Raw genomic sequence first — 23,881 nt, forward strand, 5'->3', positions numbered from 1 at the left:
TCGCCGGACCCCGGAACGGCGCTAGAGTCGGGGCCATGCTCCGATCGGTGATCCTCGCCGCCGCCCGCAGTGACCGGGTCGAGCGGCTCGTCGAGACCGCGCCGGTGAGCCGCGACGTGGTCCGGCGCTACGTGGCCGGTGCCGCCGTCGACGACGCCCTGCGCATCAGCCGGGACCTGGTGGACCAGGGCCTCGCCGTCAGCCTCGACTATCTGGGCGAGGACACCACCAGCCCGGAGCAGGCCGAACAGACCAGGCAGTCGTACCTGGAGCTGCTCGCCGCGCTGTCCGCCGCCGGCCTCTGCCCGCCGACCGAGGTCAGCATCAAGCTGTCCGCGCTGGGCCAGATGTTCGACGAGAAGCTGGCGTACTCGTACGCGCGGGAGATCTGCCAGGCCGCGACGAACGCCGGCACCACCGTCACGGTGGACATGGAGGACCACACCACCACGGACTCCACGCTGGAGCTGCTGATGCAGCTGCGCAAGGACTTCCCGGACACCGGCGCCGTCCTCCAGGCGTACCTGCGGCGCACCGAGGCCGACTGCCGCGAGCTGTCCGGCCCCGGCTCCCGCGTCCGCCTCTGCAAGGGTGCGTACTCCGAGCCCGAGTCGGTCGCGTTCCAGTCCCGCCTCGACGTCGACCGGTCGTACGTGCGGTGCCTGAACATCCTGATGGCCGGCGAGGGCCACCCGATGATCGCCACGCACGACCCGCGGCTGGTGTCCATCGCCGAGGACCGGGTCCGCTGGTTCGACCGCACCCCCGACTCGTACGAGTTCCAGATGCTCTACGGGATCCGGCCGCACGAGCAGCGCCGCCTCGCCGACGCCGGCCACACCATGCGCATCTACGTGCCGTACGGCGTCCAGTGGTACGGCTACCTCATGCGCCGGCTCGCCGAGCGCCCCGCCAACCTCACCTTCTTCCTGCGGTCCCTCGGCACCCGTTCCTGACGGACCCCCCATCTCGTACCGGCACGTGGCCGGCACCGTCCGCCGGTGCCGGCCACCGTCGTACCCGGGGGTGGTGGGGTGTCCGGCGGTCATTCCGCCGTGGGACGGCCGCGACTTCGCGCGGTCGGGGTCGTTAGGCCGGTCGAAGGTCCCGTAACCACCCCTCTGCCATGGAAACGAGGCAACCGCGATCGGTAGCCGATTGTCGTCACTCCTCGACGAGTTGTGGGTTTCCGACGGCGGTTCGCACGGGAATCGCCGTTCCGGTCTGGGCAGGGACCACCAACAGGTGCAAGATCGGCGGGGGTTCGCCGCGGCCGGAGAGCCGCCGCACCCCCAATCGGTATGCCCGAGGAGGTAGGCGATGACCCTCAGACGACGGAGCCCCACCGCGCGGCGCCGCAGGCTCGCGATGGAGCTGCGCCGGTTGCGGGAGGAGGCCGGCCTCACGATCGACCAGGTCGCCGGCAAGATGGAGTGCTCGGCGTCCAAGATCTCCCGTACCGAGAACGCGCAGGTCGCACCGACCGCCCGGGACGTCCGGTTCATGCTCCACATCTACGGCATGGACGGCGAGAAGTGCGAGGAGCTCGTCCAGATCGCCCGGGAGGCGCGGCAGAAGGCGTGGTGGCACCCGTACAGTGACGTCGCCGTCGGGCCGTACATCGGGCTGGAGGCGGCGGCCGCCACCATCTGCGCGTACGAGGCGCTGCTGATCCCCGGCCTCGTCCAGACCCGGGAGTACGCGCGGGCCGCGATCCGGGCGGCCCGGCCGGACCTGACCCCGGAGGAGATCGAGCGCCGCGTCGACCTCCGGCTGACCCGCCAGCAACTCCTCACCGAGGGCGATCCGCCCGAGCTGTGGTTCGTACTGGACGAGGCGGTCCTGCACCGCTGGGTCGGCGGCCGCGAGGTCATGCGCGAGCAACTGCACCACCTCGCCGCGATCGCCGAGCACACCAACGTGACGATTCAGGTGGCCCCGTTCGACAGCGGCGAACACGCGGGCATGGACGGCGCATTTGTCATCCTCGGTTTCCCCGATCCCGAGGACCCGGATGTCGTTTATCTCGACAACGCCACGGGTGGCCTTTATCTGGAAACCGAAGTCGAGGTCCGTCGTTATAACTTGATGTTCGACCACCTACGCGCGGCGGCGCTCAAGCCGGACAATGCATTGGAGCGCATCGTCGCGCTGACAAAGGAGCTGTGATGCACTACGTAGGCACCGCGTACCCCACCGAGCTGGCCGGCGCGGCCTGGCGCAAGAGTACCCGCAGCGGGGGCGGGAACAACTGCGTCGAGGTCGCGTTCGTGTCGGCGGGCGTGGGCGTACGCGATTCCAAGAATCGGCTGGGTACGGCATTCGTTTTCGGTGGCGACGCCTGGACGTCGTTCCTCGGCGACGTCCGTGAGGGTCGTTTCGACCTGAGCTGACTTCGCATTTTCCAGCGCATTCGCCGCTCGGGCGCCGGTCCTTCCTGGTGCCCGAGCGTGTGTTCCGGCGCCGGTCGTGGGCCCGTCCCCGCCGGTCGCCCACCGGCCGCGCGGGCACCGCACCGCCCGGCCGGTTAGGCTGTACCTTCGACAACCCTCGCCGGGCCGACCGAGCACCCTGGTGTGACGTCGGTCCGCGCGCGTGTGGCCGCCGCGCCGGCCGCCGCCGCCCCCGGCTAAGGTTTGGTGTTCACTACCCGACGCTGGTGCCCGCAGGCCCGGCATGACCGCAACACAAGGGGACTGACGTATGGGCTCCGTCGTCAAGAAGCGCCGCAAGCGGATGGCCAAGAAGAAGCACCGCAAGCTGCTGCGCAAGACCCGCATTCAGCGTCGCCGTCAGGGCAAGTAGGGCGCGGCCCGGTTCCGGGCCGTCCGCTTCGCCGCGGCGTACCGGTCCGGCCGTTGGCCGACAGGGCCACTCCTCATCGCGTTGGGGGCGCGCATGTCGCATCCGCGCACAGTGCTCGTCACCGGCGTCAGCCGGTACTTCGCGGCCCAGGCCGCCGGCCGGCTCGCCGCCGACGCCCGGGTCGACCGGGTGCTCGGCGTCGACGTCGCCGAGCCGACGGGCGAGCTGACCGAGCTGCTCGGCCGCGCGGAGTTCGTGCGGGCCGACATCAGCAGCCCGGCCATCGCGTCGCTGATCGAGGACGCCGCGGTGGACACCGTCGCGCACCTGGCCGTGGTGGCCGGTCCCGGTGGGGCCGGCGGCCGGGACGCGATGAAGGAGCTGAACGTCATCGGCACGCTCCAGCTCCTTGCCGCCTGTCAACGGTCGAAGACGGTGCGGCACCTCGTGGTGCGCTCGTCGACCGCGGCGTACGGGGCGTCCCCGCGCGACCCGGCCATCTTCACCGAGGACACCGGGCTGCGCGCGCTACCCCGCGGCGGGTACGCGAAGGACATCGTCGAGATCGAGGGGTACGTGCGCGGCTTCCGCCGGCGCCGTCCCGACGTGTCGGTGACCGTGCTGCGGTTCGCGCCGTTCGTCGGCTCCCGCGCCGACACCACCCTCACCCGGTACTTCTCGCTCCCGCTGGTACCGACCGTGCTCGGGCACGACCCGCGGGTCCAGTTCGTACACGCGGACGACGCGATCGAGGTGCTGTGCCGCGCGGTGGTCGAGGACCATCCCGGGGCGTACAACGTGGCGGGCCCGGGCGTGCTGCTGCTGTCGCAGGCGGTCCGCCGCGCCGGCCGGGTGCCGGTCCCGGTGCCCGACCCGGGCATGACCGCGGTCGCCCGGCTCGCCCGCCGCAGCGGCCTCGTCGACTTCTCGCTCGACCAGCTCGACTTCCTCGTACACGGGCGGGTGGTGGACGTCCGCCGGCTCGTCGACGACTTCGGCTACGAGCCGCGCTCCACCCCGGTCGCGTTCGACGACTTCATCACCGGGCACGGCATGGGCGCCCCGGTCAGTCCGGGCAGCGTCGACTCGGTCGAACGCACGCTCGCGTCCGGTGGCCGCGCGCTGGTCGCCGGGCTGCGCGGACTGCTGCGCGGGGGAGGTGCCGAGTGACCGACGTACCCGCCGACCCGTCGTCCGGCGCGCGCCGTGTCGGCCGCACCGCGCCGGAGCCGGACGCGTCCCGTACCGGATCGGGCGCCGGTGACCCGGTCGGCGCGACCCCGGGCGACGAGCGTACGGAATCCGATGACAGCGCCGTGACCAGCGGCGTCGGTCGCGTGGACAGCGATCCTGCGGGAAGCGCCGCCGAGCACGGTGGCGCTGTGGACGGCGCCTCGGACAACACCACCGTGCCCGGCGACACCGACAGCACCGACGCGGACAGCACCGACGCCGGTAGCGCCGACACGGACAGCACAGCGGTGCCCGGCGACGCGGACAGCGCCGACGTGGCCGGTGACGGTGCGGAACGCGACGCGGGCGGGGAGGCGGCCGTACCGGGTGGGGACGTCTGGGAGCGGCGGGTCGCGGACGGGCTCGCGTTCCTGCGGAGGCGCATCACCGGCGACTATCCGGTGGACGACTTCGGGTTCGATCCCGAGTTGACGGAGCAGGTGCTGGCGCGGTCGTTGCGCCCGCTGTACCGGAAGTGGTTCCGGGTCGAGGTGTCGGGTCTGGCGAACGTGCCGTCGGACGGTGCGGCGCTGCTGGTCGGCAACCATTCCGGGACGATCGCGATGGACGGCATGATGCTCCAGCTCGCGTTGCTGGACGAGCATCCCGCGCACCGGCATCTGCGGCTGCTGGGCGCCGATTTCATCTTCCGTACTCCGGTGCTGTCGGAGTTCGCGCGGAAGTCGGGTGCGACGCTGGCGTGCAATCCGGACGCGGAGCGGATGCTGCGTGAGGGCGAGATCGTCGGCGTGTTCCCGGAGGGTTTCAAGGGCGTCGGAAAGCGCTTCGCCGACCGGTACAAGTTGCAGCGGTTCGGTCGTGGCGGGTTCGTGTCGGCGGCGCTGCGCACGGGGACGCCGATTGTGCCGGTGTCGATCGTCGGCGCGGAGGAGATCTACCCGCTGATCGGTGACATCAAGCCGCTCGCGCGACTGCTCGGCATCCCGTACTTTCCCGTCACGCCACTGTTTCCGTGGCTCGGCCCGCTCGGTCTCGTACCGTTGCCGAGCAAGTGGCTGATCGACTTCGGCGACCCGATCGACACGTCCGCGCTGGACGTGGACCCGGACGATCCGATGGACGTCTTCGGCCTGGCCGACCAGGTACGCGAGACGATCCAGCAGACCCTGCACCGCCTCCTGTTGCGCCGCGGCACCACGTTCTGACCCGTCAGCCGTCGAACCCGCTCGCGACGGTACGGAACGCGTCGAGCAGGTCGGCGGCGGACGGTGCGTCGGCCGGGTCGACGAGCCAGAGTCCGACGACGCCGACGAGCAGCGCCTGGTAGAGCGCGCCGACCCGGACGGCGGTGGCCTCGTCCGCGGTACTCGTACCGAAGATGCCGGCGAGTTCGAGCCGGGCGCGGCGGGTGGCGTCGGCGAAGCTCTGCCGCAGCTCGGGCGTGCGTTCGATGTGCGCGATCAGTTCGAACTGGATCGCCCACAGCGGCCGGCTCTCCGCGAGCGATGCGAGCACCGCGGTCCACGCCTGCTCGAACGCCTCGCCACCTGCCGCGTTGCCGCCCCGTGCGGCGAGCGAGCGCGCGAGGTCGTCGCCCCACTCCTCGATGGCGCGTTCCAGCGCCGCGTTCAGCAGGGCTTCCTTCGACCCGAAGTGGTACCCGATGGCGGCGAGGCTGACGCCGGCGGCGGTGGCGATGTCCCGTGCGGTGGTGCGCGCGTAGCCCTTGTCGTACAGGCAGGCTGTGGCGCCGTCGAGCAGCGCGTCCCGGTTACCCATGCGAACGACCCTAACACGAATGTGTCAGACGAACGTGTTGCACAAACGTCTGACACGCTTGTATGGTCATCGCCATCGATCCCCCCGTACGAGGAGTCCCGATGTCCCACCGCACCGTCCTCATCTCCGGCGCCGGCATCGCCGGCCTGACCCTCGCGTACTGGCTGCGCCGGCACGGCTGGGCGCCGACCGTCGTCGAGCGCGCCCCCGACCTCCGCGCCGGCGGGTACAAGATCGACATTCGGGGTGCGGCGCTCGACGTGGTGGCGCGGATGGGGCTGCTGGACGAGATCCGCGCGCGCACCACCGACGTGCGCGGCGGGCACGTGGTCGACGCGACCGGCCGGCGGGTGGCCAGCATGGACGGCGACACGTTCGGCGGCCGCGTGCACGGCGACGCCGAGATCCACCGCGGCGACCTGGCAGACCTGCTGCGCGCGGCGACCGACGTGGAGTACCGGTTCGGCGACGCGATCGCCGCCCTGGACGAGACCGACACCGGCGTCACCGTCACGTACGACAGCGGCGACGTCCGGACGTACGACCTGGTCGTCGGCGCGGACGGGCTGCACTCGCGCACCCGCCGCCTCGCGTTCGGCCCGGAGGAGCGGTACGTGCGGCCGATGGGCTACCGGATCGCGGTGTACAGCGTGCCCAACCACCTCGACCTGGACCGCGAGGAGCTGACGTACGTCGGGGCCGGGCGCACCGCGCTCACGTACAGCACCGCCCGCGACGACGGCGCCAAGGCCATGTTCCTGTACGCCACGCCCGACGCGTCCCGCCGTACCCCGGAGGAACTGCGGCGTGAGCTGGCCGAGGAGTACCGGGGGGAGGGGTGGGAGGTGCCGACGCTGCTCGCCGGCCTGGCCGCCACCCCCGACTTCTACGCCGACGCGATGGCCCAGGTGCACATGGACGCGTGGTCGCGCGGGCGGGTGGCGCTCGTCGGCGACGCCGCGTACGCCGCGTCACCGGCCTCCGGGCAGGGCACCAGCCTCGCGCTCGTCGGCGCGTACGTGCTCGCCGGCGAGCTTGCCGCGGCCCCCGACCACCGCACCGGCTTCGCCGCGTACGAGCGGGCGATGCGACCGTACGTGGCCGCGAACCAGCGGCTCGGACCGGCGAACGTCAAGCGGATGGTGTTGCGCAGCAAGGGACAGGTGCGCCTGTCGATGGCGATGCTGTCGGTCCTCGGCCGGCTCCCCGGCCACGACCGGATGATGGCCCGCGTCGTGGCGCCCATCCACCGGGCCGCCACCGCGATCGCGCTCAGGACCTACTGACGTGGTGCCGCCGGTAGCGGTACCCGGCGAGGAACGCGACCGCCGCCAACCCCACCGGCAGCACGTACTTCGCGGCGCGCCGGCCGGTACGGAAGTCGTGCACCTCCCAGCCGCGGGCCCGCGCCAGCCGCCGCAGCGGGGCGTCCGGGTTGATGGCCACCGCGCCGCCGGTCACCGTCAGCATCGGCAGGTCGTTGATCGAGTCGCTGTACGCCACGCACCGGTCCAGGTCCAGCTTCTCCCGCGCGGCCAGCGCCCGGATCGCCTCCGCCTTCGCCGGACCGTGCAGCAGGTCGCCGACGAGCCGGCCGGTGTAGATGCCGTCGCGGGTCTCGGCGACCGTACCGAGTGCGCCGGTCAGCCCGAGCCGCCGGGCCAGCAGCTCCGCCAGCTCCACCGGCGCCGCCGTCACCAACCACACCCGTTGCCCGGCGTCCAGGTGCAGCTGCGCGAACGCCCGGGTGCCCGACCAGATCCGCGCCGCCAGCAGCTCGTCGTAGATCTCCTCGCCGTGCTCCACGATCTCGTCCACCCGACGCCCCGCCACGAACGCCAGCGCCGTGTCCCGCGCCCCCGAGATGTCCTCCACGTCCTCCGTACTCGTGGCCCGGAACTTCAGGTGCTTCCACGCGAAGCCGGCCAGGTCGCGGACCGTGAAGTAGTCGCGCGCGGCGAGCCCGCGGGCGAACCAGAAGATGGAGGCGCCGCGCAGCAACGTGTTGTCCACGTCGAAGAACGCCGCCGCCGTCGGATCCGGACTGACCCGTCGCGGTACGCCCGGGGTCTGCGCCCCACCCACCGCGTACGCCGTGCTGGCCAGCTCGGCGCTCGCCGCGCCGGCCACCCGGGCGCGGTCCGCACGCCGCCGGCGCCGGCTGCGTAGCCGGGCGAACACATCCACCCGCCGAGGGTATCCGCCGGCGGCGGAACCGGTCAGAGCAGACCGCCGAGGATTTTCCCGATTGTGCCGAACAGACCGCCGCCCCCGGACCCGGACGACGGGCTCGGCGACGCGGACCCGCTCCCGGTCGGCAGCGGCACCCCCGGTACTCCCGACAGCGGCCCGGAACTGCTCGGACTCGGCGACGGCCGGCCGCTCGGCGTACCGGACGGGGTGGGGGCGTGGGACGGCCGCTCGCTGCGCGACGCGCGTCCCTCCCCGCTGCCCGCCGGGCCCGGCGCGCTGCCGCCCGGCAACGCGGAACAGGTCTGCGGGATCGGCCCGAGCGCGTCGGCGTCGACGGCCTTGCCGGCGGTGCACAGCAGCAGCCGGCGCAGGTTCGTCGCGCGCTGCTGCACCTCGTCCACCAGCGCCAACGACCGCAACGCCCGGGTACGCGAATCGCCGGACAGCCCGGACAGCAGCGACACCACGTCGGGCCGCTGGTTGCCCGCGAACGTGGTCACCGCGTCGAGCGACGCCGCGTCCCGCCGGGACACCGCGGTCGAGTCGAGCAGCTTCGTACCCTGGCGGGTCTGGCGGTCCATGTCGTCGAGCACGCCCGCGAGGCTGTGCGGATCGCCCTTCACCGAGCCCGCCTCGCCCGCCCGCGTACGCGCGAACTGCAGGTACAGCTCCCCGGAGTTCAGGTCGGAGCCGGCGAGGGCGATCTGGGCCCGCTCGGTCGACCGCTTCACGTCGTACAGCGGGTCGCCGGGAACCGCCGACGTACTCGCCGCGGCGACGCCGGAGATGCCGAGCGCGCCGGCGACCACGCCGCCCACGACGACCAGCCGCAGCTTCGGCCGGCGGTTCGGCGGCGCGGCGTGGTGCGTGGGCCGGGGTGCGGTCGGGTCGGGCTCCGCGTCGTGCCGGGCGTCGCCGATGCCGTGCAGCGCGGCGTCGGCCATCAGCCGGTCCCGCAGGTTCGCCCGGAACTCCGGATCGATGCCGGTGCCCGCCTCGAACGCCGTCCGCTCGGCGGAAATCCGCTGCCCGAGACACACCAGATGTGCGAGTGCGTCGTCGGTGTCGGGAGTATGGTGGCCCGATCGGTGGTGGCCCGACGGTCCGCCTTCCGGGGCGGTGCCGTGCTTCTCGGCGAGCACAGCGAAGCGCTCGGCCCGCCGACGCAGGAAGATGTTCATCGCCGCGCGCACCTCCTTCTGTCTCAGAGCGCGCCGGGCCCACCGACGCAGCCGGCCGGGCAGCCAGCGATGCGCCGCCGTACACCGTCGACCTCATGGGGACCAACGCGCACCGGTACGAGCGGGTTACGCCCGGACAGGCTGACAGGGGGTCGGCCGTTCGGCCAACCACCCCGCCGGACACCGGACGTCGCGACCGCCCGACGGCGAGCCGCGACCCGGACAGGATGCGTACGACGAGCGGACGTCACGGGGTGAAGCCCTCCGGCAGGAGCCGGGCGAGCGACCGCACCGCCCGGTACTGCAGCGCCTTGATCGCGCCCTCGTTCTTGCCCATCGTCTGCGCCGTCTCCGCCACCGAGAACCCTTGCAGGAACCGCAGAACAATACACTCCTGCTGCTCCGGATTGAGTCTCTTGACCGCTTCCAGCAGCGTCTGGTTGGTGAGTTTGTCCACGACGGCGGACTCGGGGCTGCCCTCGGGCCCGCGCTCCGGGCTGTCCGCGTCGAGCACCTCGGCGGTCGACACCTCCAGCCGGTACCGGCCGGACTTGAAGTGGTCGGCGACGAGGTTGCGGGCGATCGTGACGAGCCAGGCGCCGAGGTCGCGGCCCTGCCAGGTGAAGCTGCCGATGCGGCGCAGCGCCCGCAGGAACGTCTCGGACGTCAGGTCCTCGGCGGTCTGCCGGGTACTGACCCGGAAGTAGATGAACCGGAACACGGTGTCGCAGTACCGGTCGTAGATCTGGCCGAACGCCTCGGTGTCACCGGCCTGCGCCCGCTGCACCAGCCGCCACACCTCGGTGGCCGACTCCGGTACCTGCTCGGGCGGTTGCTCGTCCGGCGCCGGTACGCGCTCGATGCGTTGGGTCGCGGTGTTGTCCGCGGGGCGCTCGGCGGCGTGCGACGGGCGGGGCCGCGGCCGGGTCCGGGTGGCGGCGCCGCGGATGGCCTGGCCGGCGCGTTCGGCGAGAGACGGGGAGCGGTCGGCGGTGTCCATCTCGGTGACGAGGCTGCGCAGCGACCTGAGCCCGTCGCTGATGCTGAACCGTTCGGGCCCGAAGCCCGGTCCGTACGGGATGCTGCTCGCGCTCACCGCTGCCACCCCTCATGGCGACGCCCGCCGGTTCGGCGGACGCTGCCAGGTGTGACGGTGTGACAGGACGGTGCTTCGACGGGCACTGCGGCCTCCTCGGGCGAGGGGTTCGGTTCCCAAGGCTCAGGTGAGTCGACCCGGATGATCATAGGCCGGACATCACACTGATGTGTGTACTCGACTACTACGAGCAACAGTGTGTCGGGGTGCCTACCGCCGGTGACGGACAGGCTGTCCGTCCCGTTGGGCTAATTTGTCGCGAGCAACTTTCACTTTGCATGTGGCCCTCGGCCGTACCCCTCGGTCGCCACGTCCTGCGGATCACCGCACGATACCCGGGACGGCGCGCGGGGGCGCCCCGCGCGGCACGCGTATGCCAGACTCGGTGGCCGTGGAGCAGGACATCCGTAACATCCTCGACCTCCTGTCCCAGGCCGCCCGGGACCGCCCGGACCACGTCGCGCTGCGCTGCGGTACGGCGACGGTCCGGTGGTCCGAGCTGTCCGACGCGGTGCGCGCCACCGCCAACGGACTGCGGGAGTTGCGTCCCGGTCCCGGTGACCGGCTCGCCCTGGTGTCACCCAACGGAATCGACTGGGTCGTCGCGTACTTTGCCGCCCTGGCAGCGGATCTCGTCGTCGTCCCCGGCAATCCCGCGTACACGGGGGCGGAGTTGGGGCGGCTGCTCGCCGACTCCGGCGCCCGCGTCCTCGTCGGCACGCCGGAGGTGCACGAGGCGACCGCCGACCACACCGTCACGCGGTACGTGGTGGGTGGTGCACACCCGGCGGCGCGGCCGTTCGCCGAGCTGCGGGCCGACGGCGACTTGACCGCACCGGTACGTGGCGGCGAGGACACCGCCGTGCTGCTGTACACCTCCGGCACCTCCGGTACGCCACGGGCGGCGATGCTCAGCCACCGTGCGCTGCTGGCCAACGGCGAGCAGCTCGCCGCGCTCGACCCGCCGCCGGTCGGGCCGGACGACGTGGTGCTGCTGGCGCTGCCGCTGTTCCACGCGTTCGGGCTGGGGCCGGGGCTGCACGCGGTCGTCCGGCACGCGGCGACCGGCGTACTGGTGACGCGGTTCGACGCCGAGACGACCCTCGACGACCTCTCCCGGTACGAGGTGAGCACGGTGCTCGGCGTGCCGTCGATGTACGCGGCGTGGGTGCGGCGGCCGGGGTTCGCGGAGCGGTTCGCGCGGGTGCGGTTGGCGGTGACGGGCGCGGCGCCGCTGGCCCCGGAGACCCGGCAGGCGCTCGCGGACGCCGGCGTCGAGCCGTGGGACGGGTACGGGTTGACCGAGGCGGGGCCGGTCGTGACGAGTTCGCTGGTCGCGCCGGCCCGGCGTACGACGGGGTCGGTGGGGCGGCCGTTGGCCGGTGTGGAGCTGCGGCTGGTCGGCGCGGACGGCGAGCCGATCTCCGCCGAGGAGTACGAGGAGGACGCGGACGCGAGTCCGGGCACCGATCCGGGCGAGATCCACGTCCGCGGCGCCAACCTGTTCTCCGGGTACTGGCCGGACGGCGTGGACGGGCCGGACGCGGACGGCTGGTGGGCCACCGGCGACGTCGGGTACGTGGACGAGGACGGCGACCTGTTCCTGGTGGACCGGATCGGCGAGCTGATCCTGGTGTCCGGCTTCAACGTCTACCCGCGCGAGGTCGAGCTGGTCCTCGTCGACCACCCGGCGGTACGCGAGGCGGCGGTGGTCGGCGCGCCGCATCCGTTGACCGGGCAGGCGGTGCGCGCGTTCGTGGTGCTGTACGACGGGGCGCACGTCGGCGAGGACGACCTGATCGACTACTGCCACCGGTACCTGGCGCACTTCAAGTGCCCGGTCGGCGTGGACTTCGTGGCGGAGCTGCCGCACAGCGCGACCGGCAAGGTACGCAAGTCGGTGCTGCGGGATACTGGTGGGCGTGACTGAGCGGTTGACGCTGCTGACCCGCGAGGGCTGCCACCTGTGCGACGACGCGAAGGTGGCGATGGCCCGGGTGGCCGCCACGGCCGGCGTCGGGTGGCGCGAGGTCGACGTGGCGAGCGACATCGAGCTGGAGCGGGAGTACGGGGACCGGCTGCCGGTGATCCTCCTGGACGGCCGCGAGCACGGCTACTGGCGGGTCGAGGAGGACCGGCTGCTCCGCGACCTCGCGTCGGGGTGACCCCCGGCATCCGACGACGTCCGTCGATGCGCGGCGCGCCGGCGCTCTCGTACGCTCGGGCCATGCATCTGGTGTGGGACTGGAACGGCACGCTCCTCGACGACTTCCGGTTGACCGCCGAGGCGACGAACGCCGCGTTCCGGACGTGCTCGGAGCGGGTCGTCGACGAGGAGGAGCTGCGGCGCCGCTTCCGCCGCCCGATCGCCGAGTACTACGCGGAGGTGCTCGGCCAGCCCGTCGACGCGGCCGAGTTCGCCCGGCTGGACAAGGTCTTCCACGACACGTACCACGGGCGGCTCGGGGAGGTCGGGCTCGCGGCGGGTGCGGCGGAGGCGCTGGCGGCGTGGCCGGGCACGCAGTCGTTGCTGTCGATGTGGTTCCACGACCAGCTCGTCCCGTTCGTCGACGGTTTCGGGCTGACCCCGCACTTCGCCCGCATCGACGGGCTGCGCGACCGCGTCGGCGGCGGTTCCAAGACCGACCATCTGGTACGTCACCTGGCGGCGCTGGGGATGTCCGGCGGTGACTGCGTCCTGATCGGCGACACCCTCGACGACGCGGCGGCGGCGCGCGCGGTGGGCGCCGACTGCGTACTCGTCACCGGCGGCTTCACCGACGAGGAACGCCTGCGCGGCACCGGTTTCCCGGTCGCGCCGTCGCTGCCCGCCGCGGTCGCCCGCGCCACCCGTATCTGACCCGCCGGCCGCCGTCGGTACGTGCCGAGCGCGCCGCGACGGGCGCGGGCGTACCCGGGAACGGGGCTGTGGCAGGGAACCAGGGCGGGCATGGTGTCGGGCGGGCATGGTGTCGGGCGGGCATGGTCCGGGGACATGGTGCGGGGCGGGAGTCATCCGACTGCTCCCGCCCCGCGCGTCGGAGGCACCCGCCAGTGCCTCCGACCGTCACCGGTCACTTGGCGAACGACACCTCGACGCCGAGCCGACCGTCCTGGTACTCCTTGGTCACGGTGATCTTCGTACCGGAGCCGGCGACCTTGACCGAGCCCTTGGCGTTGGCCGGATCGTAGTAGCGACCGGGGTCGCTGTCGTCGAAGGTCCCGACACCGGCCTGCGCGGGCAGGCTGGCGGTGAGACCACCGGCGCGGTGCAGGCTCAGCGCGTCCGTCCGGTGCAGCCCGAAGGTCGCGTCGAACGGCTGGATCCGGTTGCCGACAAGGGTTCCGTTGGACCACTTGAGGGCCGCCGGGTGCGCGTCGACCGGCAGGACGAGCCCGCCGCCCGGGTGCGCCAGCGTGTTGTTGTCCTCGTACGCGTCGTTCACGTACCAGACGAGCAGGCCCTTCTGGTACGGGAAGTGCTCGACCCAGTCCGGCCGGGTGTCACCGAAGCCGAAGTTGTACGGGCCGGTGCGCAGCGTGTCGTCGTAGTCGACGTACTGCCGGTTCTCGACGATGTAGTAGTGCGGCTTCTGCTCGGTGGTGGAGCCGGTCATCCGGGTGAAGCCGGAGGCGGTCCAGTCCGAGGTGGCCGACTCGACGTCGTCGGTCGTGGTGGTGCCGTCGACGGTCAGCGCCAGGTCGTCGAGGAACGCACCGGCGTAGTGCGTGCCGCCGTCGGTCGTGTAGTGCCAGCGGACCTGCACCTTCTTGCCGGCGTACGCGGAGAGGTCGTAGGACAGGTCGGTCCACGTGCCGTCGGACGAGCCGGTGACCCCGTCGCCGTTCAGCGAGGTCCAGCTGGTGCCGTCGGTGGAGACCTGCGCCTGGAGGTAGTCGTAGTCCTCCTCGATCTCGTACCACGCCTTGGCGCCGATGCTGGCCTTCGTGGCGCCGGTGAGGTCGACCTCGCGGGTCAGGCTGGTGCTCAGGTTGTCCTTGCTGCCGCTCCACCACTCGTAGCTGCCGGAGGCCGGCGTGTTGTAGTCGGTGGTGATGTTCTGGTCGGGCAGCGTGACGACGAGCGCCTGCGGGTTCTTGCCCTGCCGCTCGGCCGGCCCCAGCGTCAGCCTGGTCCTCGCGCCCCGGTACGGCACGACGTCGTAGTCGAGCCAGCCCAGCTGGTACTTGTCCCACGCGTTCATGTACCCGGGGGTGGTGCCGATCGAGTCGAAGCCCTTGCCCAGCCACGATCCGGACGACATCAGCGTCCAGCTGCCGGTGCCGTTGTCCCCGCCGGCCGTGTCGTACTCGTCGGGCAGGCCGAGGTCGTGGCCGAACTCGTGGGCGAACACGCCGAGGCCGCCGTTCTCCGGCTCGGTGGTGTAGTCGCCGACCCACAGCGGCGAGTCGCCGACCTTCGTACCGCCGAGCAGGTTGCCCTCGGGGCCGGTCTTGCCGGCGTCCGTCGAGTACGCGTACCACCGGTGGGACCAGACCGCGTCCGCGCCCTCGGTGCCGCCGCCGGCCTCCTCGCCCACACCGGCGTGCACGATCTCGATGTGGTCGAGGTACCCGTCGGGCTCGTTGAAGTTGCCGTCGCCGTCGTAGTCGTACCGGTCCCACTGGTCGAACCGGGACAGGTACGAGTCGATCTGCTCGTCGGTCGCGCCGTTCGCCTTCTCCGACTGGTACCAGGCGTTGACGGAGTCCTTGACGAGGTTCCAGTAGCCGTCGGACTCGGCGATCTCGTTGCTGCCGTACCGCGCCTCGTTGTAGGGCACGGTGACCCAGCCGCTGACGTCACCGTCCACGGTGAACTTGCCGCTCGACTGCTTCTCGTAGAAGTCCTTGAACGAGTCCTTCTTGCCGAAGAACATGTCCTTGTAGTGCTGGGTGTCGAAGTTGGGCACCCAGTACGTCGAGTTGTCGTCGGTCGCGCTGCCGTCCCAGTTCCGGTCGGGCTGCGGGATCTGGCCGTTGACCGGGCCGGCGGCGCCGCCCGTACGCGGGTCGGTCTTGTCGCCGAAGCTGACCAGGATCGTGAAGATCTGGTCCTTGCGGGTGCTCTTGGTCTCCACGTACTGCGGCTTGCCGTCGGCGCGCTTGCCGAGCCGTACGACATCGGAGCCGGCGATGCTCTTGGGGGTGACGACGCCGTCGGCCTGCTTCTCGGCCGCCTCGCGCATCAGCGCGCGCCGCTTGTCCGACAGCGGGCTGGGCAGGTCGTCCTCGGCATGGGCGCGGGCCGGTTTGGGTGCCTTCGTGGCGGTGTTGCCGTTCGGCCCGGCGAGTGCCGTGGAGCCGACGGCGCCGAGCACGAGCAGACCCGCCGCGGCGCCGGCGACGACGCCGGCCAGGGTTCTCCGCACGAGTTCCTCCTCTGTGTCCTTCCGGCGGGCTGGGGTCGCCGGATGGTGGTGGCCCCTGGGGTCAGGGGGTCACGCCGCCCCACCCTGGCACACTCGACTTCCCTTGTCCGCAAAGGAAATCCGGTTTAGACCTCGGCTTAAGGCGCTCTTTAGAGGTCCTGACAGAAAGGCGTCGGATGGCTGGCGAGGCTCAGGGCGGGGCTGCCAAGGCGGAGGTGCAGTCGCATACCGGTGTTGTATGCGACTGTGCCGACAACGTCGGCAGCGTCGTCCTGAGTCCGCCAGGCGCCGACAGTCCTTTCTGTTAGGACCGCTTAGGCAGCCCGGCCGGTACCCGCGCCGCAGGTCACCGCGCGTCCGCGCCGGACCCGGTCCGTACACAGTGGACGGTCGTGGGGGGTGCCGGGCGGCCGTGCGTGACGGGTCTCGCGGGTGCGCCCCGGCAACCTTTCCGGCGCCCGGCCCGTCTGGGACGTGCGGAGGGTGGCCGGGTCGGAACCGTCCACTGAGGACAGTCTGTGTCCGTTGTACTGCAACGGATGGGGGCTGGCGCGCGTCGTGGACGTGGTCGTACTGGTGGCGCGTGGACGGCGGGGATCCGGGCGGTCGGGGTGCTGGGTGGTCGGCGTGGGGACCTTGGTGTCGGTGGCGGCGCGCGGTCAGGCCGGCGGCGGCCGGTGAAGTGGGTCTGAGGCGCGTGGACGGCAGGGGGCCAGGCGGTCGGGGCGCTGGGCGGTCGTGCGGCGACCTTGGTGTCGTGGGCGACGCGCGGCTCAAACGCACGCTTTTTGGACATTGTTCAACTGTGTCATTGTCCAATTGTCGAACAATGACACAGTTGAACAGTGTGGCCGAGCGTAATCGCTCAGCTCCGTCGGCGCCCAGCCCCAGCCCGACCCCGCCCACCCCGTACGGCGCCGCCCCTCAACCGCCCCGGACAGCACCGCCGGAATCCCGTACGGTTGAGCCGAAAGCGCGGTCGAAGAATCCTCGATGCACCGGGTGCCGGCCGGGCCGCGCCAGCCTCAGACTCCCGGGTTCGGGTGTACCGCGCGGCGGAGGCCGACGGTGCGGTAGTCGTCGTGGCCGAGCCAGTACTCGGCATGTCGGAGCAGGGTGGTCCGCAGTTCCGCCGCCCGGCCGACCCGCCGCGGCACGTCGTTGGTACCCGGGACGCCGTCGTCCTGTTCCAGCGCGTCCGCGGCCCTCATGCCCGCGGGGATGAGGGCGCGGATGAGGTGCCGTTCGGCGTCCGGTGCCGCTTCGATCTGGGCGACGAGTTCGCCGACGTGTTGGGCGAGCAGTGCCCAGGGCGCCACGGCCTCGGGGTCGTTGGCCGGGTTACCTGCCGCTCGGGAGTACGCGACGGCGCGCATGATCCGGACCAGGAGCGCACGGTACCGGGAGGCGTCGGCCGCACCGGTGGCGGCCCGGGTGGTCGCCCGGACGAGTGGATGGATGCGAGCGCTGCGCAGCAGCGGCGGGCCGTCTTCCGCGGTCGCCGTGACGACGTCCGGTCGATGTCGGCGGCGAAGAGATCCGAGGTACGCAGCGGAGCCAGATCGCGGGTGAGCAGGTTGTAGGGGATGGGGCCGGGCGCGGTCGAGGCGAGCAGTACTGCGTGCCGTGGTGGAGGTTCGCCTGCCGGGCCGCGCCGTACGCCTCGGCGCGCTGCGCCCCGTGGTCCGGGTCCATCGACACGCCTCCTCCGGTGACGACGCGACCACAGTACCCGGAAGGGTTTGGTACGCAACGGAAAGCGGCCCGCACCGAAGTCGGTGCGGGCCGCGTCGCGGCGGTACCGGATCAGTCCTCGTCGCCCTTGGCGGAGTCGAGACCCGCGGAGATGAGGTCCATGACGGACGAGTCCTGGAGCGTGGTCACGTCGCCCATGGTGCGGTGCTCGGCGACGTCGCGGAGCAGCCGCCGCATGATCTTCCCGGACCGGGTCTTCGGCAGGTCCGGCACGACCATGATGGAGCGCGGCTTGGCGATCGGCGAGATCTCGTGGGCCACGTGGTTGCGCAGCTCCTTGACGAGTTCGGCGCCCTGCGCCTCCTCCTTCGGTACGGCGCCGCGCAGGATCACGAACGCCACGACCGCCTGCCCGGTGGTCTCGTCGGACGCGCCGACGACCGCGGCCTCCGCGACCTTCTCGTGACTGACCAGTGCGGACTCGATCTCGGTGGTGGACAGCCGGTGGCCCGACACGTTCATCACGTCGTCGACCCGGCCGAGCAGCCAGAGGTCGCCGTCCTCGTCCTTCTTGGCGCCGTCACCGGCGAAGTAGTACCCGGGGAAGCGCGACCAGTACGTGTCCACGTAGCGCTGGTCGTCGCCCCAGATGGTGCGCAGCATGCCCGGCCACGGCTCGGTGAGTACGAGGTAGCCGCCCTGGCCGTTGCCGACGGACTGGCCGGCGTCGTCGACCACGTCGGCGCTGACGCCGGGGATCGCGGTCATCGCCGAACCCGGCTTGCCGGCCGTCACGCCCGGCAGCGGGCTGATCATGTGCCCGCCGGTCTCGGTCTGCCACCAGGTGTCGACGACCGGCGTACGGTCGTGGCCGATGTTGTGCCGGTACCAGACGTACGCCTCGGGGTTGATCGGTTCGCCGACGCTGCCGAGGATCCGCAGCGTGGACAGGTCGTACCGGGCGGGCACCTCGGCGCCCCACTTCATGAACATGCGGATCGTGGTCGGCGCCGTGTAGAGGATCGTCACCTTGTACTTGTCGATGATCTCCCACCAGCGGCCCTGGTGCGGCGTGTCCGGCGTCCCCTCGTACATCACGGAGGTCGCGCCGTTGATGAGCGGCGCGTACACGATGTAGGAGTGGCCGGTGACCCAGCCGATGTCCGCGGCGGTCCAGAAGACGTCGGTCTCCGGCTTGATGTCGAACACCGCCCAGTGTGTGTACGCCACGTGCGTCAGGTAGCCGCCCGTGGTGTGCAGGATGCCCTTGGGCTTGCCGGTCGTGCCGGACGTGTACATGACGTAGAGCGGGTGCTCGGCGTCGAACGACTCGGGCGTGTGCGTGGTGGACTGGCGGTCCACGACGTCGTGCCACCAGAGGTCCTTGTCGGTCCACGCCACGTCCTGCCCGGTACGCCGCACCACCAGCACGTTGCGTACGTCGGGGCACTCGGCGACGGCCTCGTCCACGGCCGGCTTCAGCGCCGCCTGCGAACCCCGCCGGTACTGCCCGTCCACGGTGATGACGATCCGCGCGTCGCAGTCCTGGATCCGGTCCCGCAGCGCGCTCGCCGAGAACCCGCCGAACACCACCGTGTGCGGCGCGCCGAGCCGCGCGCACGCGAGCATCGCGACGACCGTCTCCGGGATCATCGGCATGTAGATCGCGACCCGGTCGCCGGTCTGCACACCCAGCTCGATCAGCGCGTTCGCCGCCTGCGACACCATCTTCTGCAGGTCCGCGTACGTGATGGTGCGGGTGTCGCCCGGCTCGCCCTCCCAGTGGAACGCGACCTTGTCCCCGTTGCCGGCCTCCACGTGCCGGTCCACCGCGTTGTACGCGGCGTTCAGCTTGCCGCCGACGTACCACTTCGCGAACGGGGCGTTGGACCAGTCGAGCACCTGGTCCCACTTCTTCGTCCAGGTCAGCCGCTCGGCCGCGTCGGCCCAGAACGCCAGCCGGTCGTCCGCGGCCCGCTGGTACGCGTCGGCCGTGACGTTGGCGTTGGCCGCCAGCTCGGCCGGCGGATCGAACCGGCGGGTCTCGTGCAGCAGGTTCGACAGGGCGCCGCCCTCTGGCGCGGCGCCTGCACTAGCGGTATCGGTCATCAGCGCGACTCCCTCTCCGACGTGCCATTCCGGCGACGTTTCCTGATGGTCAACTTAGTGCGACGACCCACACATGGCGAGTGCTGGGTCCGCCTGACCGCATGGTGGACCTTGATCGGTACGGGTAGGTTTCGGTCATCACCGGTCATCGGGCGTGCAGAAACTGCGCGCTCCGCCGGCACCCGCCACGGGCGCCCGGTAGGTACCGTGCCAGGCATGACCGTGCTCAAGCGCCTGCTCGACCTACCCGACGTATCGACGGATCTCGACGCCGCCCGGGCCGCGCTCGACACCGTCCTGGCCGATCGCGCGCTCCGCCGTACCGGGGGGCCGCTGGCCGCCGAGGTCTCGTTGCGCTGCGCGCACGCCTCCGCCGAGCTGGAGGGCACCGAGGCCGACCTCGACGCCGTACGGGCCGGCACCGTCACGGACCCCCTCGTACAGGGGGCGCTGCGGGTGGCCGAGGCGCTGCCCGGTCTCGGCGACACCTGGGTACGCGCGCCCGGGCAGGCGCTGGCCCGGCTGCACCTGCTCGCCGCCCGCGACATCCTGCCGGAGGACCAGCTCGGGCGGCCGGCACTGGCCGGGTCCGCGCGGCTGAGGTTCGGTGGGCTGCTGGGCCTGATCGCCGACCCCGAGCCGGGGCCGGGCCTGCTGCACGCCGCCGTCGTACACGCCGAGTTGCTGACCCTCGCGCCGTTCCCCGGTCCGAACGGGGTGGTCGCCCGCGCCGCCGCCCGGCTGACGCTGACGGCCCGCGGGGTCGACCCCCGCGGGCTCGCGCTCATCGACGTCGCGCACCTCGCCCGCCAGCCCGAGTACCAGGGCGCGGCCAACGCGTACGCGACCGGTACCTCGGACGGGGTGCGCTCGTGGCTGCGGCACTACGCGGCAGCCGTGACCGCCGCGGCCGAGGAGACCGCGGCGGTCCAGAAGACCCTGGTCGGTTAGCGCTCGGCGGCCGCGGCCTGCAGCCGCGCGGCGCGGGCCTGCGCCACCGCCACGTACCGGACGGTGAAGAGCATCGGCAGGACGAAGCTGGCGATGTGCACGATCACCACGATCGTGGTCCCGGCACCCGCGGCGGCGCACGTGAGGTTGATGGCGCCGCTGAGCGTGAACGCGACGGCCCAGGCCAGCGTGATGATCACGTTGGTACGGATGAACAGCGGCTTGTCCCAGACCTCGCGGGGCTGGCTCAGCTTCGCGATGCCCAGCGTGAAGGGCTGCCGGATCGCCAGCGAGAACCACGAGATCAGGGCGAGCCACAGCGAGGAGATCGCCGGCATGTACGCCCGCAGGCCCGAGTCCGGTACGGCGAAGGCGAAGGCAGTGGTCGCGGCGAAGAAGACGACCGAGCCGAGTTCGATGATGAGCGACGCGGCGGGGCGGTGTCGCGCGAAGCCGGCCACGAGGGTCGCGCCGGTGAGGACCAGCGCCGTGAGCGCGGCCCACTTCCACTGTGCGGACGGGACCACCGCGTACACGATCCAGGGGGCGAAGGCCAGCAGGTACGACATGGGCGCTCCTTGAACACTCCTTCATTGACATGTCGAAACTAGAACGTGCGCTGGCGACATGTCAAGGTTGGAATGTAGGCTGTGCGGCATGAGTCTCCGTCACGCACTGCTCGGCCTGCTCGTCGACAAGCCCGCCAGCGGGTACGACCTGCTCAAGGACTTCGCCGGATCGCTCGCGAACGTCTGGCCGGCCACCCAGAGCCAGATCTACACCGAGCTGACCAAGATGGCCGCCGCCGAGCTCATCACCGTCACCGACGCCGGCCCGCGCGGACGCAAGGAGTACGCGCTGACCGACGCCGGGCTCGCCGAGCTGCGGCACTGGCTCACCGAGATACCGCCGAACCGGCCGCAGCGCAGCGACGTCCTGCTGCGCGTGTTCTTCCTCGGGGTGGTCGACCGGGAACAGGCGCGGGAGTACCTGCGTGGGCTCGCCGAGAAGGCGCGCCAGGAACACGAGGAGCTGGTCGGGATTCTCGAACGGACCGACTGGGAGGGCGGTGACCTGGCGACCTACGGTCGGCTCGCCCTGGAGTACGGCCTGCGGTTCACCGACACCAGGCGCGAATGGGCCGAGTGGGCCGTCGACCGCATCCGCACCTGAGGGTCGGGCCGGTGGATCCGGCCCGACCCCGGTGACCTACTGCTGACCCGGCCAGAGCGGCTGGTTCGTCTGCTGCGGCGGCGGAGGCGGCGGCGCCTGCTGCTGCCCGTACGACGGGGCGGCCGGCGGCTGCGTCGGCTGACCCTGCTGCGCCGGCTGACCGTACTGCTGGCCCTGCTGCGGCTGCCCGTACTGCTGCTGCGGCTGCGCGCCGTACTGCGCCGGCTGGCCCTGCTGGCCGCCGTACTGCTGCTGCGGCTGCGCCCCGTACTGCGCGGGCTGACCCTGCGGCGCCCCGTACTGCGGCGCCCCGAACTGCTGCTGCGGTTGCCCCGGCTGGCCGTACGGCTGGGGTGCGGCGTACGGCGTGGCCTGCGCCGGGCCCGTCGAGTTCTTCCCCTTCACCAGCGCCACGATCCCGTTGATGATCGCGATGATCGGCAGGATGAAGATGTAGAACGAGATGAAGACGCTGTCCGGGTCGCCGAGCTCCAGGTACAGCCCGTAGATCAGGCCGACCACGCCGACAATCCCGGTGAACACCGTGCGGCCCGAGCCGGACTTGCGCACGAAGGCCAGGATCGCGAGGCCGGCGCAGATCAGACCGGCGATGATGTAGAACACCCCGACGGCCCGGATGCCGCCCTCGCTGATCGTGCCCACGGCGAGAGTCGCTGTGTGGTTCATGAATGACTTCCTCGGGGGGATGTGTGGCCGGGTGGTTGCCGGCGTCGCCCGAGACTAGGACATGGATACGACCCCTGGCCATCGCCTGCGGCCAGGGATCGCGTCCGTGCTACCGCCCGGCTACTGCGGGTTCGGCCACTGCTGGCCCTGCGGCGGCATCGGCGGCTGCGGAGCCGGCTGCCCCTGCGGCGCCTGCTGCACCGGCTGGTTGACCACCGGGTACGGTGCCGTCGGCGAGTCACCGGCCTGCGGATACGCCGCCTCCGGCGGCTGCTGGTACATGGCCTGCTCCGGCTGGTACTGCGGGGCCTGCGGGTAGCCCTGCGGTGGCATCGGGGCCTGCGGCCTCGGCGGCTGCGGGTAGATCGTCGGCCCGATCTCCAGATGGCTGAGCACCGCGCCGACCGCCGCGACCAGCGCGCCGAACAGCATCAGGTACCCGCCCCAGGAGAACGACATCTCCACGGCCGAATCGGTCTCGCTGCTGAACTGCACCGCGAAGTCGTGGCCGAAGATCGCGCTCTTCGACGACGTCGCGTACCCGAACAGGGCGAGGAACAGGAAGATCGTCACGCCGATCTGCAGGTGACCGGTACGGAAGCCGGCGACCTCGCGGTCCCGCGGCACCGCCATCCGCGCGGCCGCGAGGCTGATCGCGACCAGCCCACCGAGTACGACGAACCAGGTCAGCGGCGCCATGAACGTCTCGGTCGCCCACGCGCTGAACCAGGTCGGCAGGTGGTGCCGCTCCAGGTCGTTGCTGAACCGGCTGTCCGAGTAGCCCACGAACGGCGCGAACGAGAACACGAACACGAGCAGCCCACCGAACGCGGTCATCGCGTCACCGATCAGGATCCGCCGCTCCGGCGCCCAACCCGGGCCGGGCAGCTTCGCGAACGGTGCACCCGACGGTTGCGGCATCGGCTGGCCGTACTGCTGCTGTTGTTGCGGCGGCGGGCCGGGCGGCGCCGACGACGGATGCGGGGCGGCCGGCGCCTGCTGTGGCACCGGCTGCCCCTGCTGCGGTTGCGGATATCCGGCGGACGGGTGCGGTGGCGGTGGCTGCCCGTACGGCGAGGGGGGATTCGCCTGTGACGGGTCGGTCGGCTGCATCGGTGGGGGCTCCTTGCTCGTCAACGTCGGCGCATTCGGCAGCTTTGCAGACTATCGGAGCCGCGACAGGGGTGGCCGGCCCTGCCGCCGTGCCCCCGGCCTCGGCCCCCCGACCTGCACATCCCCCGGTACTCGGCCAGCTCGGCGCGGGCGCGTGGAGTTTCCCCGGTGTTCGCCGTTCGTGTTTCCGCGCGGATGCGGGCGAGGACCACGCCCTCCCTCACCGGCCAGAGTCCTTGGGAGAACGTGCAGCGGCCAGGGTCTCCCGGTCGTTCCGGGTTCGCGCCGACGGTCGAGGGGCGCGGTCGTGGCGGTACGGCGCGGGGATCGGTGCGGTGGCCCCGTGTTTCAGGCCGCTGCGGTCGGGTTTCCCCAAGGGGACATGGAACCAGGGGGACATGGAAGAGGGGCGCCTCGTGGCGCCCCTCGACACGGACGGCCGGGTTACCAAGCGTGCACCTGTTCTCGTCGGTGCGGGACCTGTGGTCCCGGTCGACGCGCCTCCCGCGGCTGGTCGCGCGTGGGTGCCCGGT

At 71.8% G+C, this 23,881-nt stretch carries 22 protein-coding genes; 12 read left to right on the top strand and 10 right to left on the bottom strand.

From position 1 onward, the window contains the following. Positions 1-35 precede the first annotated feature (35 nt). The 6 genes from Aru02nite_RS22475 to Aru02nite_RS22500 all read left to right on the top strand — a co-directional run bounded on the left by Aru02nite_RS22475 (position 36) and on the right by Aru02nite_RS22500 (position 5,204). Positions 36-956, top strand: coding sequence for a proline dehydrogenase family protein (locus Aru02nite_RS22475; protein ID WP_203660861.1), 921 nt, complete (start codon positions 36-38; stop codon positions 954-956). Positions 957-1,320: 364 nt separating this feature from the next. Beyond that, complete coding sequence (locus Aru02nite_RS22480; protein ID WP_203660863.1) at positions 1,321-2,169, top strand: helix-turn-helix domain-containing protein; 849 nt, start codon at positions 1,321-1,323, stop codon at positions 2,167-2,169. After that, entirely contained in the window at positions 2,169-2,393 is a 225-nt protein-coding gene (locus Aru02nite_RS22485; protein ID WP_203660865.1) for a DUF397 domain-containing protein, read from the top strand. Before Aru02nite_RS22480 ends, Aru02nite_RS22485 begins: the two co-directional genes overlap by 1 nt. Positions 2,394-2,703: 310 nt before the next feature. Further along, positions 2,704-2,805, top strand: a complete 102-nt coding sequence (locus Aru02nite_RS22490) for a 30S ribosomal protein bS22 (RefSeq protein WP_084131757.1) — start codon at positions 2,704-2,706, stop codon at positions 2,803-2,805. A 93-nt stretch (positions 2,806-2,898) separates the two neighbouring features. After that, entirely contained in the window at positions 2,899-3,975 is a 1,077-nt protein-coding gene (locus tag Aru02nite_RS22495) for an NAD-dependent epimerase/dehydratase family protein (RefSeq protein ID WP_203660867.1), read from the top strand. A 338-nt stretch (positions 3,976-4,313) separates the two neighbouring features. Then, positions 4,314-5,204, top strand: a complete 891-nt coding sequence (locus Aru02nite_RS22500) for a lysophospholipid acyltransferase family protein (protein ID WP_308446274.1) — start codon at positions 4,314-4,316, stop codon at positions 5,202-5,204. Positions 5,205-5,208: 4 nt separating this feature from the next. Here Aru02nite_RS22500 and Aru02nite_RS22505 read toward each other — a convergent pair whose 3' ends face one another. After that, positions 5,209-5,778: a TetR/AcrR family transcriptional regulator gene (locus Aru02nite_RS22505; RefSeq protein ID WP_203660869.1), complete on the bottom strand. Its 570-nt coding sequence runs from the start codon at positions 5,776-5,778 to the stop codon at positions 5,209-5,211. 101 nt (positions 5,779-5,879) lie between these two features. On the opposite strand from Aru02nite_RS22505, the gene Aru02nite_RS22510 reads away from it, so the two are divergent. After that, complete coding sequence (locus tag Aru02nite_RS22510) at positions 5,880-7,064, top strand: FAD-dependent monooxygenase (protein WP_203660871.1); 1,185 nt, start codon at positions 5,880-5,882, stop codon at positions 7,062-7,064. On the opposite strand, the gene Aru02nite_RS36815 is transcribed toward Aru02nite_RS22510, so the two are convergent. From Aru02nite_RS36815 to Aru02nite_RS22520, 3 genes are all read right to left on the bottom strand, one after another. Continuing rightward, a complete protein-coding gene (locus Aru02nite_RS36815) occupies positions 7,051-7,965 on the bottom strand; it encodes an HAD family hydrolase (protein ID WP_373324945.1) in 915 nt (304 codons plus the stop codon). The two genes, Aru02nite_RS22510 and Aru02nite_RS36815, sit on opposite strands and share 14 nt — an antisense overlap. Positions 7,966-7,997: 32 nt before the next feature. After that, positions 7,998-9,152, bottom strand: coding sequence for a DUF5667 domain-containing protein (locus Aru02nite_RS36820; RefSeq protein ID WP_239076872.1), 1,155 nt, complete (start codon positions 9,150-9,152; stop codon positions 7,998-8,000). Positions 9,153-9,399: 247 nt separating this feature from the next. Next, positions 9,400-10,248: an ECF subfamily RNA polymerase sigma factor, BldN family gene (locus Aru02nite_RS22520; protein WP_308446273.1), complete on the bottom strand. Its 849-nt coding sequence runs from the start codon at positions 10,246-10,248 to the stop codon at positions 9,400-9,402. Positions 10,249-10,633: 385 nt separating this feature from the next. Between Aru02nite_RS22520 and Aru02nite_RS22525 the strand changes: the two genes are divergently transcribed. The 3 genes from Aru02nite_RS22525 (at position 10,634) to Aru02nite_RS22535 (ending at position 13,108) form a co-directional block, all read left to right on the top strand. After that, the gene (locus Aru02nite_RS22525; RefSeq protein ID WP_239076873.1) at positions 10,634-12,178 is read left to right on the top strand and encodes an AMP-binding protein; all 1,545 of its coding nucleotides are present in this window, start codon (positions 10,634-10,636) and stop codon (positions 12,176-12,178) included. Beyond that, a complete protein-coding gene (locus tag Aru02nite_RS22530; RefSeq protein WP_203660875.1) occupies positions 12,171-12,413 on the top strand; it encodes a glutaredoxin family protein in 243 nt (80 codons plus the stop codon). Before Aru02nite_RS22525 ends, Aru02nite_RS22530 begins: the two co-directional genes overlap by 8 nt. Positions 12,414-12,475: 62 nt before the next feature. After that, entirely contained in the window at positions 12,476-13,108 is a 633-nt protein-coding gene (locus tag Aru02nite_RS22535) for an HAD family hydrolase (protein ID WP_203660877.1), read from the top strand. A gap of 214 nt (positions 13,109-13,322) precedes the next feature. Here the strand turns inward: Aru02nite_RS22535 and Aru02nite_RS22540 are convergent, their stop codons facing one another. The 3 genes from Aru02nite_RS22540 to acs form a co-directional block, all read right to left on the bottom strand. Next, complete coding sequence (locus Aru02nite_RS22540) at positions 13,323-15,620, bottom strand: immune inhibitor A domain-containing protein (RefSeq protein ID WP_203660879.1); 2,298 nt, start codon at positions 15,618-15,620, stop codon at positions 13,323-13,325. A 1,025-nt stretch (positions 15,621-16,645) separates the two neighbouring features. After that, positions 16,646-16,996, bottom strand: a complete 351-nt coding sequence (locus Aru02nite_RS22545) for a hypothetical protein (RefSeq protein WP_203660881.1) — start codon at positions 16,994-16,996, stop codon at positions 16,646-16,648. Positions 16,997-17,426: 430 nt separating this feature from the next. Beyond that, a complete protein-coding gene (acs, locus tag Aru02nite_RS22550) occupies positions 17,427-19,424 on the bottom strand; it encodes an acetate--CoA ligase (RefSeq protein WP_203660883.1) in 1,998 nt (665 codons plus the stop codon). A gap of 216 nt (positions 19,425-19,640) precedes the next feature. On the opposite strand from acs, the gene Aru02nite_RS22555 reads away from it, so the two are divergent. Then, positions 19,641-20,375, top strand: a complete 735-nt coding sequence (locus tag Aru02nite_RS22555; protein WP_203660886.1) for a Fic family protein — start codon at positions 19,641-19,643, stop codon at positions 20,373-20,375. Here the strand turns inward: Aru02nite_RS22555 and Aru02nite_RS22560 are convergent. Then, entirely contained in the window at positions 20,372-20,944 is a 573-nt protein-coding gene (locus Aru02nite_RS22560; RefSeq protein WP_203660888.1) for a hypothetical protein, read from the bottom strand. The genes Aru02nite_RS22555 and Aru02nite_RS22560 overlap by 4 nt on opposite strands. 88 nt (positions 20,945-21,032) lie before the next feature. Between Aru02nite_RS22560 and Aru02nite_RS22565 the strand changes: the two genes are divergently transcribed. After that, positions 21,033-21,548 (top strand): PadR family transcriptional regulator, encoded by a 516-nt coding sequence (locus Aru02nite_RS22565; protein WP_203660890.1) that lies wholly within the window; start codon positions 21,033-21,035, stop codon positions 21,546-21,548. A gap of 36 nt (positions 21,549-21,584) precedes the next feature. On the opposite strand, the gene Aru02nite_RS22570 is transcribed toward Aru02nite_RS22565, so the two are convergent. Then, complete coding sequence (locus tag Aru02nite_RS22570) at positions 21,585-22,235, bottom strand: hypothetical protein (RefSeq protein ID WP_203660892.1); 651 nt, start codon at positions 22,233-22,235, stop codon at positions 21,585-21,587. Between the two features lie 120 nt (positions 22,236-22,355). Further along, positions 22,356-23,243, bottom strand: coding sequence for a hypothetical protein (locus tag Aru02nite_RS22575; protein ID WP_203660894.1), 888 nt, complete (start codon positions 23,241-23,243; stop codon positions 22,356-22,358). Between the last annotated feature and the right edge of the window lie 638 nt (positions 23,244-23,881).

This window comes from Actinocatenispora rupis, from assembly GCF_016861975.1.
Lineage (GTDB): Bacteria > Actinomycetota > Actinomycetes > Mycobacteriales > Micromonosporaceae > Actinocatenispora > Actinocatenispora rupis.

Coding starts and splice junctions, on each gene's coding strand:
- Aru02nite_RS22475 (WP_203660861.1), top strand. CDS start 36: ATGCTCCGATCGGTGATCCTCGCCGCCGCCCGCAGTGACCGGGTCGAG.
- Aru02nite_RS22480 (WP_203660863.1), top strand. CDS start 1,321: ATGACCCTCAGACGACGGAGCCCCACCGCGCGGCGCCGCAGGCTCGCG.
- Aru02nite_RS22485 (WP_203660865.1), top strand. CDS start 2,169: ATGCACTACGTAGGCACCGCGTACCCCACCGAGCTGGCCGGCGCGGCC.
- Aru02nite_RS22490 (WP_084131757.1), top strand. CDS start 2,704: ATGGGCTCCGTCGTCAAGAAGCGCCGCAAGCGGATGGCCAAGAAGAAG.
- Aru02nite_RS22495 (WP_203660867.1), top strand. CDS start 2,899: ATGTCGCATCCGCGCACAGTGCTCGTCACCGGCGTCAGCCGGTACTTC.
- Aru02nite_RS22505 (WP_203660869.1), bottom strand. CDS start 5,778: ATGGGTAACCGGGACGCGCTGCTCGACGGCGCCACAGCCTGCCTGTAC.
- Aru02nite_RS22510 (WP_203660871.1), top strand. CDS start 5,880: ATGTCCCACCGCACCGTCCTCATCTCCGGCGCCGGCATCGCCGGCCTG.
- Aru02nite_RS36820 (WP_239076872.1), bottom strand. CDS start 9,152: ATGAACATCTTCCTGCGTCGGCGGGCCGAGCGCTTCGCTGTGCTCGCC.
- Aru02nite_RS22535 (WP_203660877.1), top strand. CDS start 12,476: ATGCATCTGGTGTGGGACTGGAACGGCACGCTCCTCGACGACTTCCGG.
- Aru02nite_RS22545 (WP_203660881.1), bottom strand. CDS start 16,996: ATGCGCGCCGTCGCGTACTCCCGAGCGGCAGGTAACCCGGCCAACGAC.
- acs (WP_203660883.1), bottom strand. CDS start 19,424: ATGACCGATACCGCTAGTGCAGGCGCCGCGCCAGAGGGCGGCGCCCTG.
- Aru02nite_RS22555 (WP_203660886.1), top strand. CDS start 19,641: ATGACCGTGCTCAAGCGCCTGCTCGACCTACCCGACGTATCGACGGAT.
- Aru02nite_RS22560 (WP_203660888.1), bottom strand. CDS start 20,944: ATGTCGTACCTGCTGGCCTTCGCCCCCTGGATCGTGTACGCGGTGGTC.
- Aru02nite_RS22565 (WP_203660890.1), top strand. CDS start 21,033: ATGAGTCTCCGTCACGCACTGCTCGGCCTGCTCGTCGACAAGCCCGCC.
- Aru02nite_RS22570 (WP_203660892.1), bottom strand. CDS start 22,235: ATGAACCACACAGCGACTCTCGCCGTGGGCACGATCAGCGAGGGCGGC.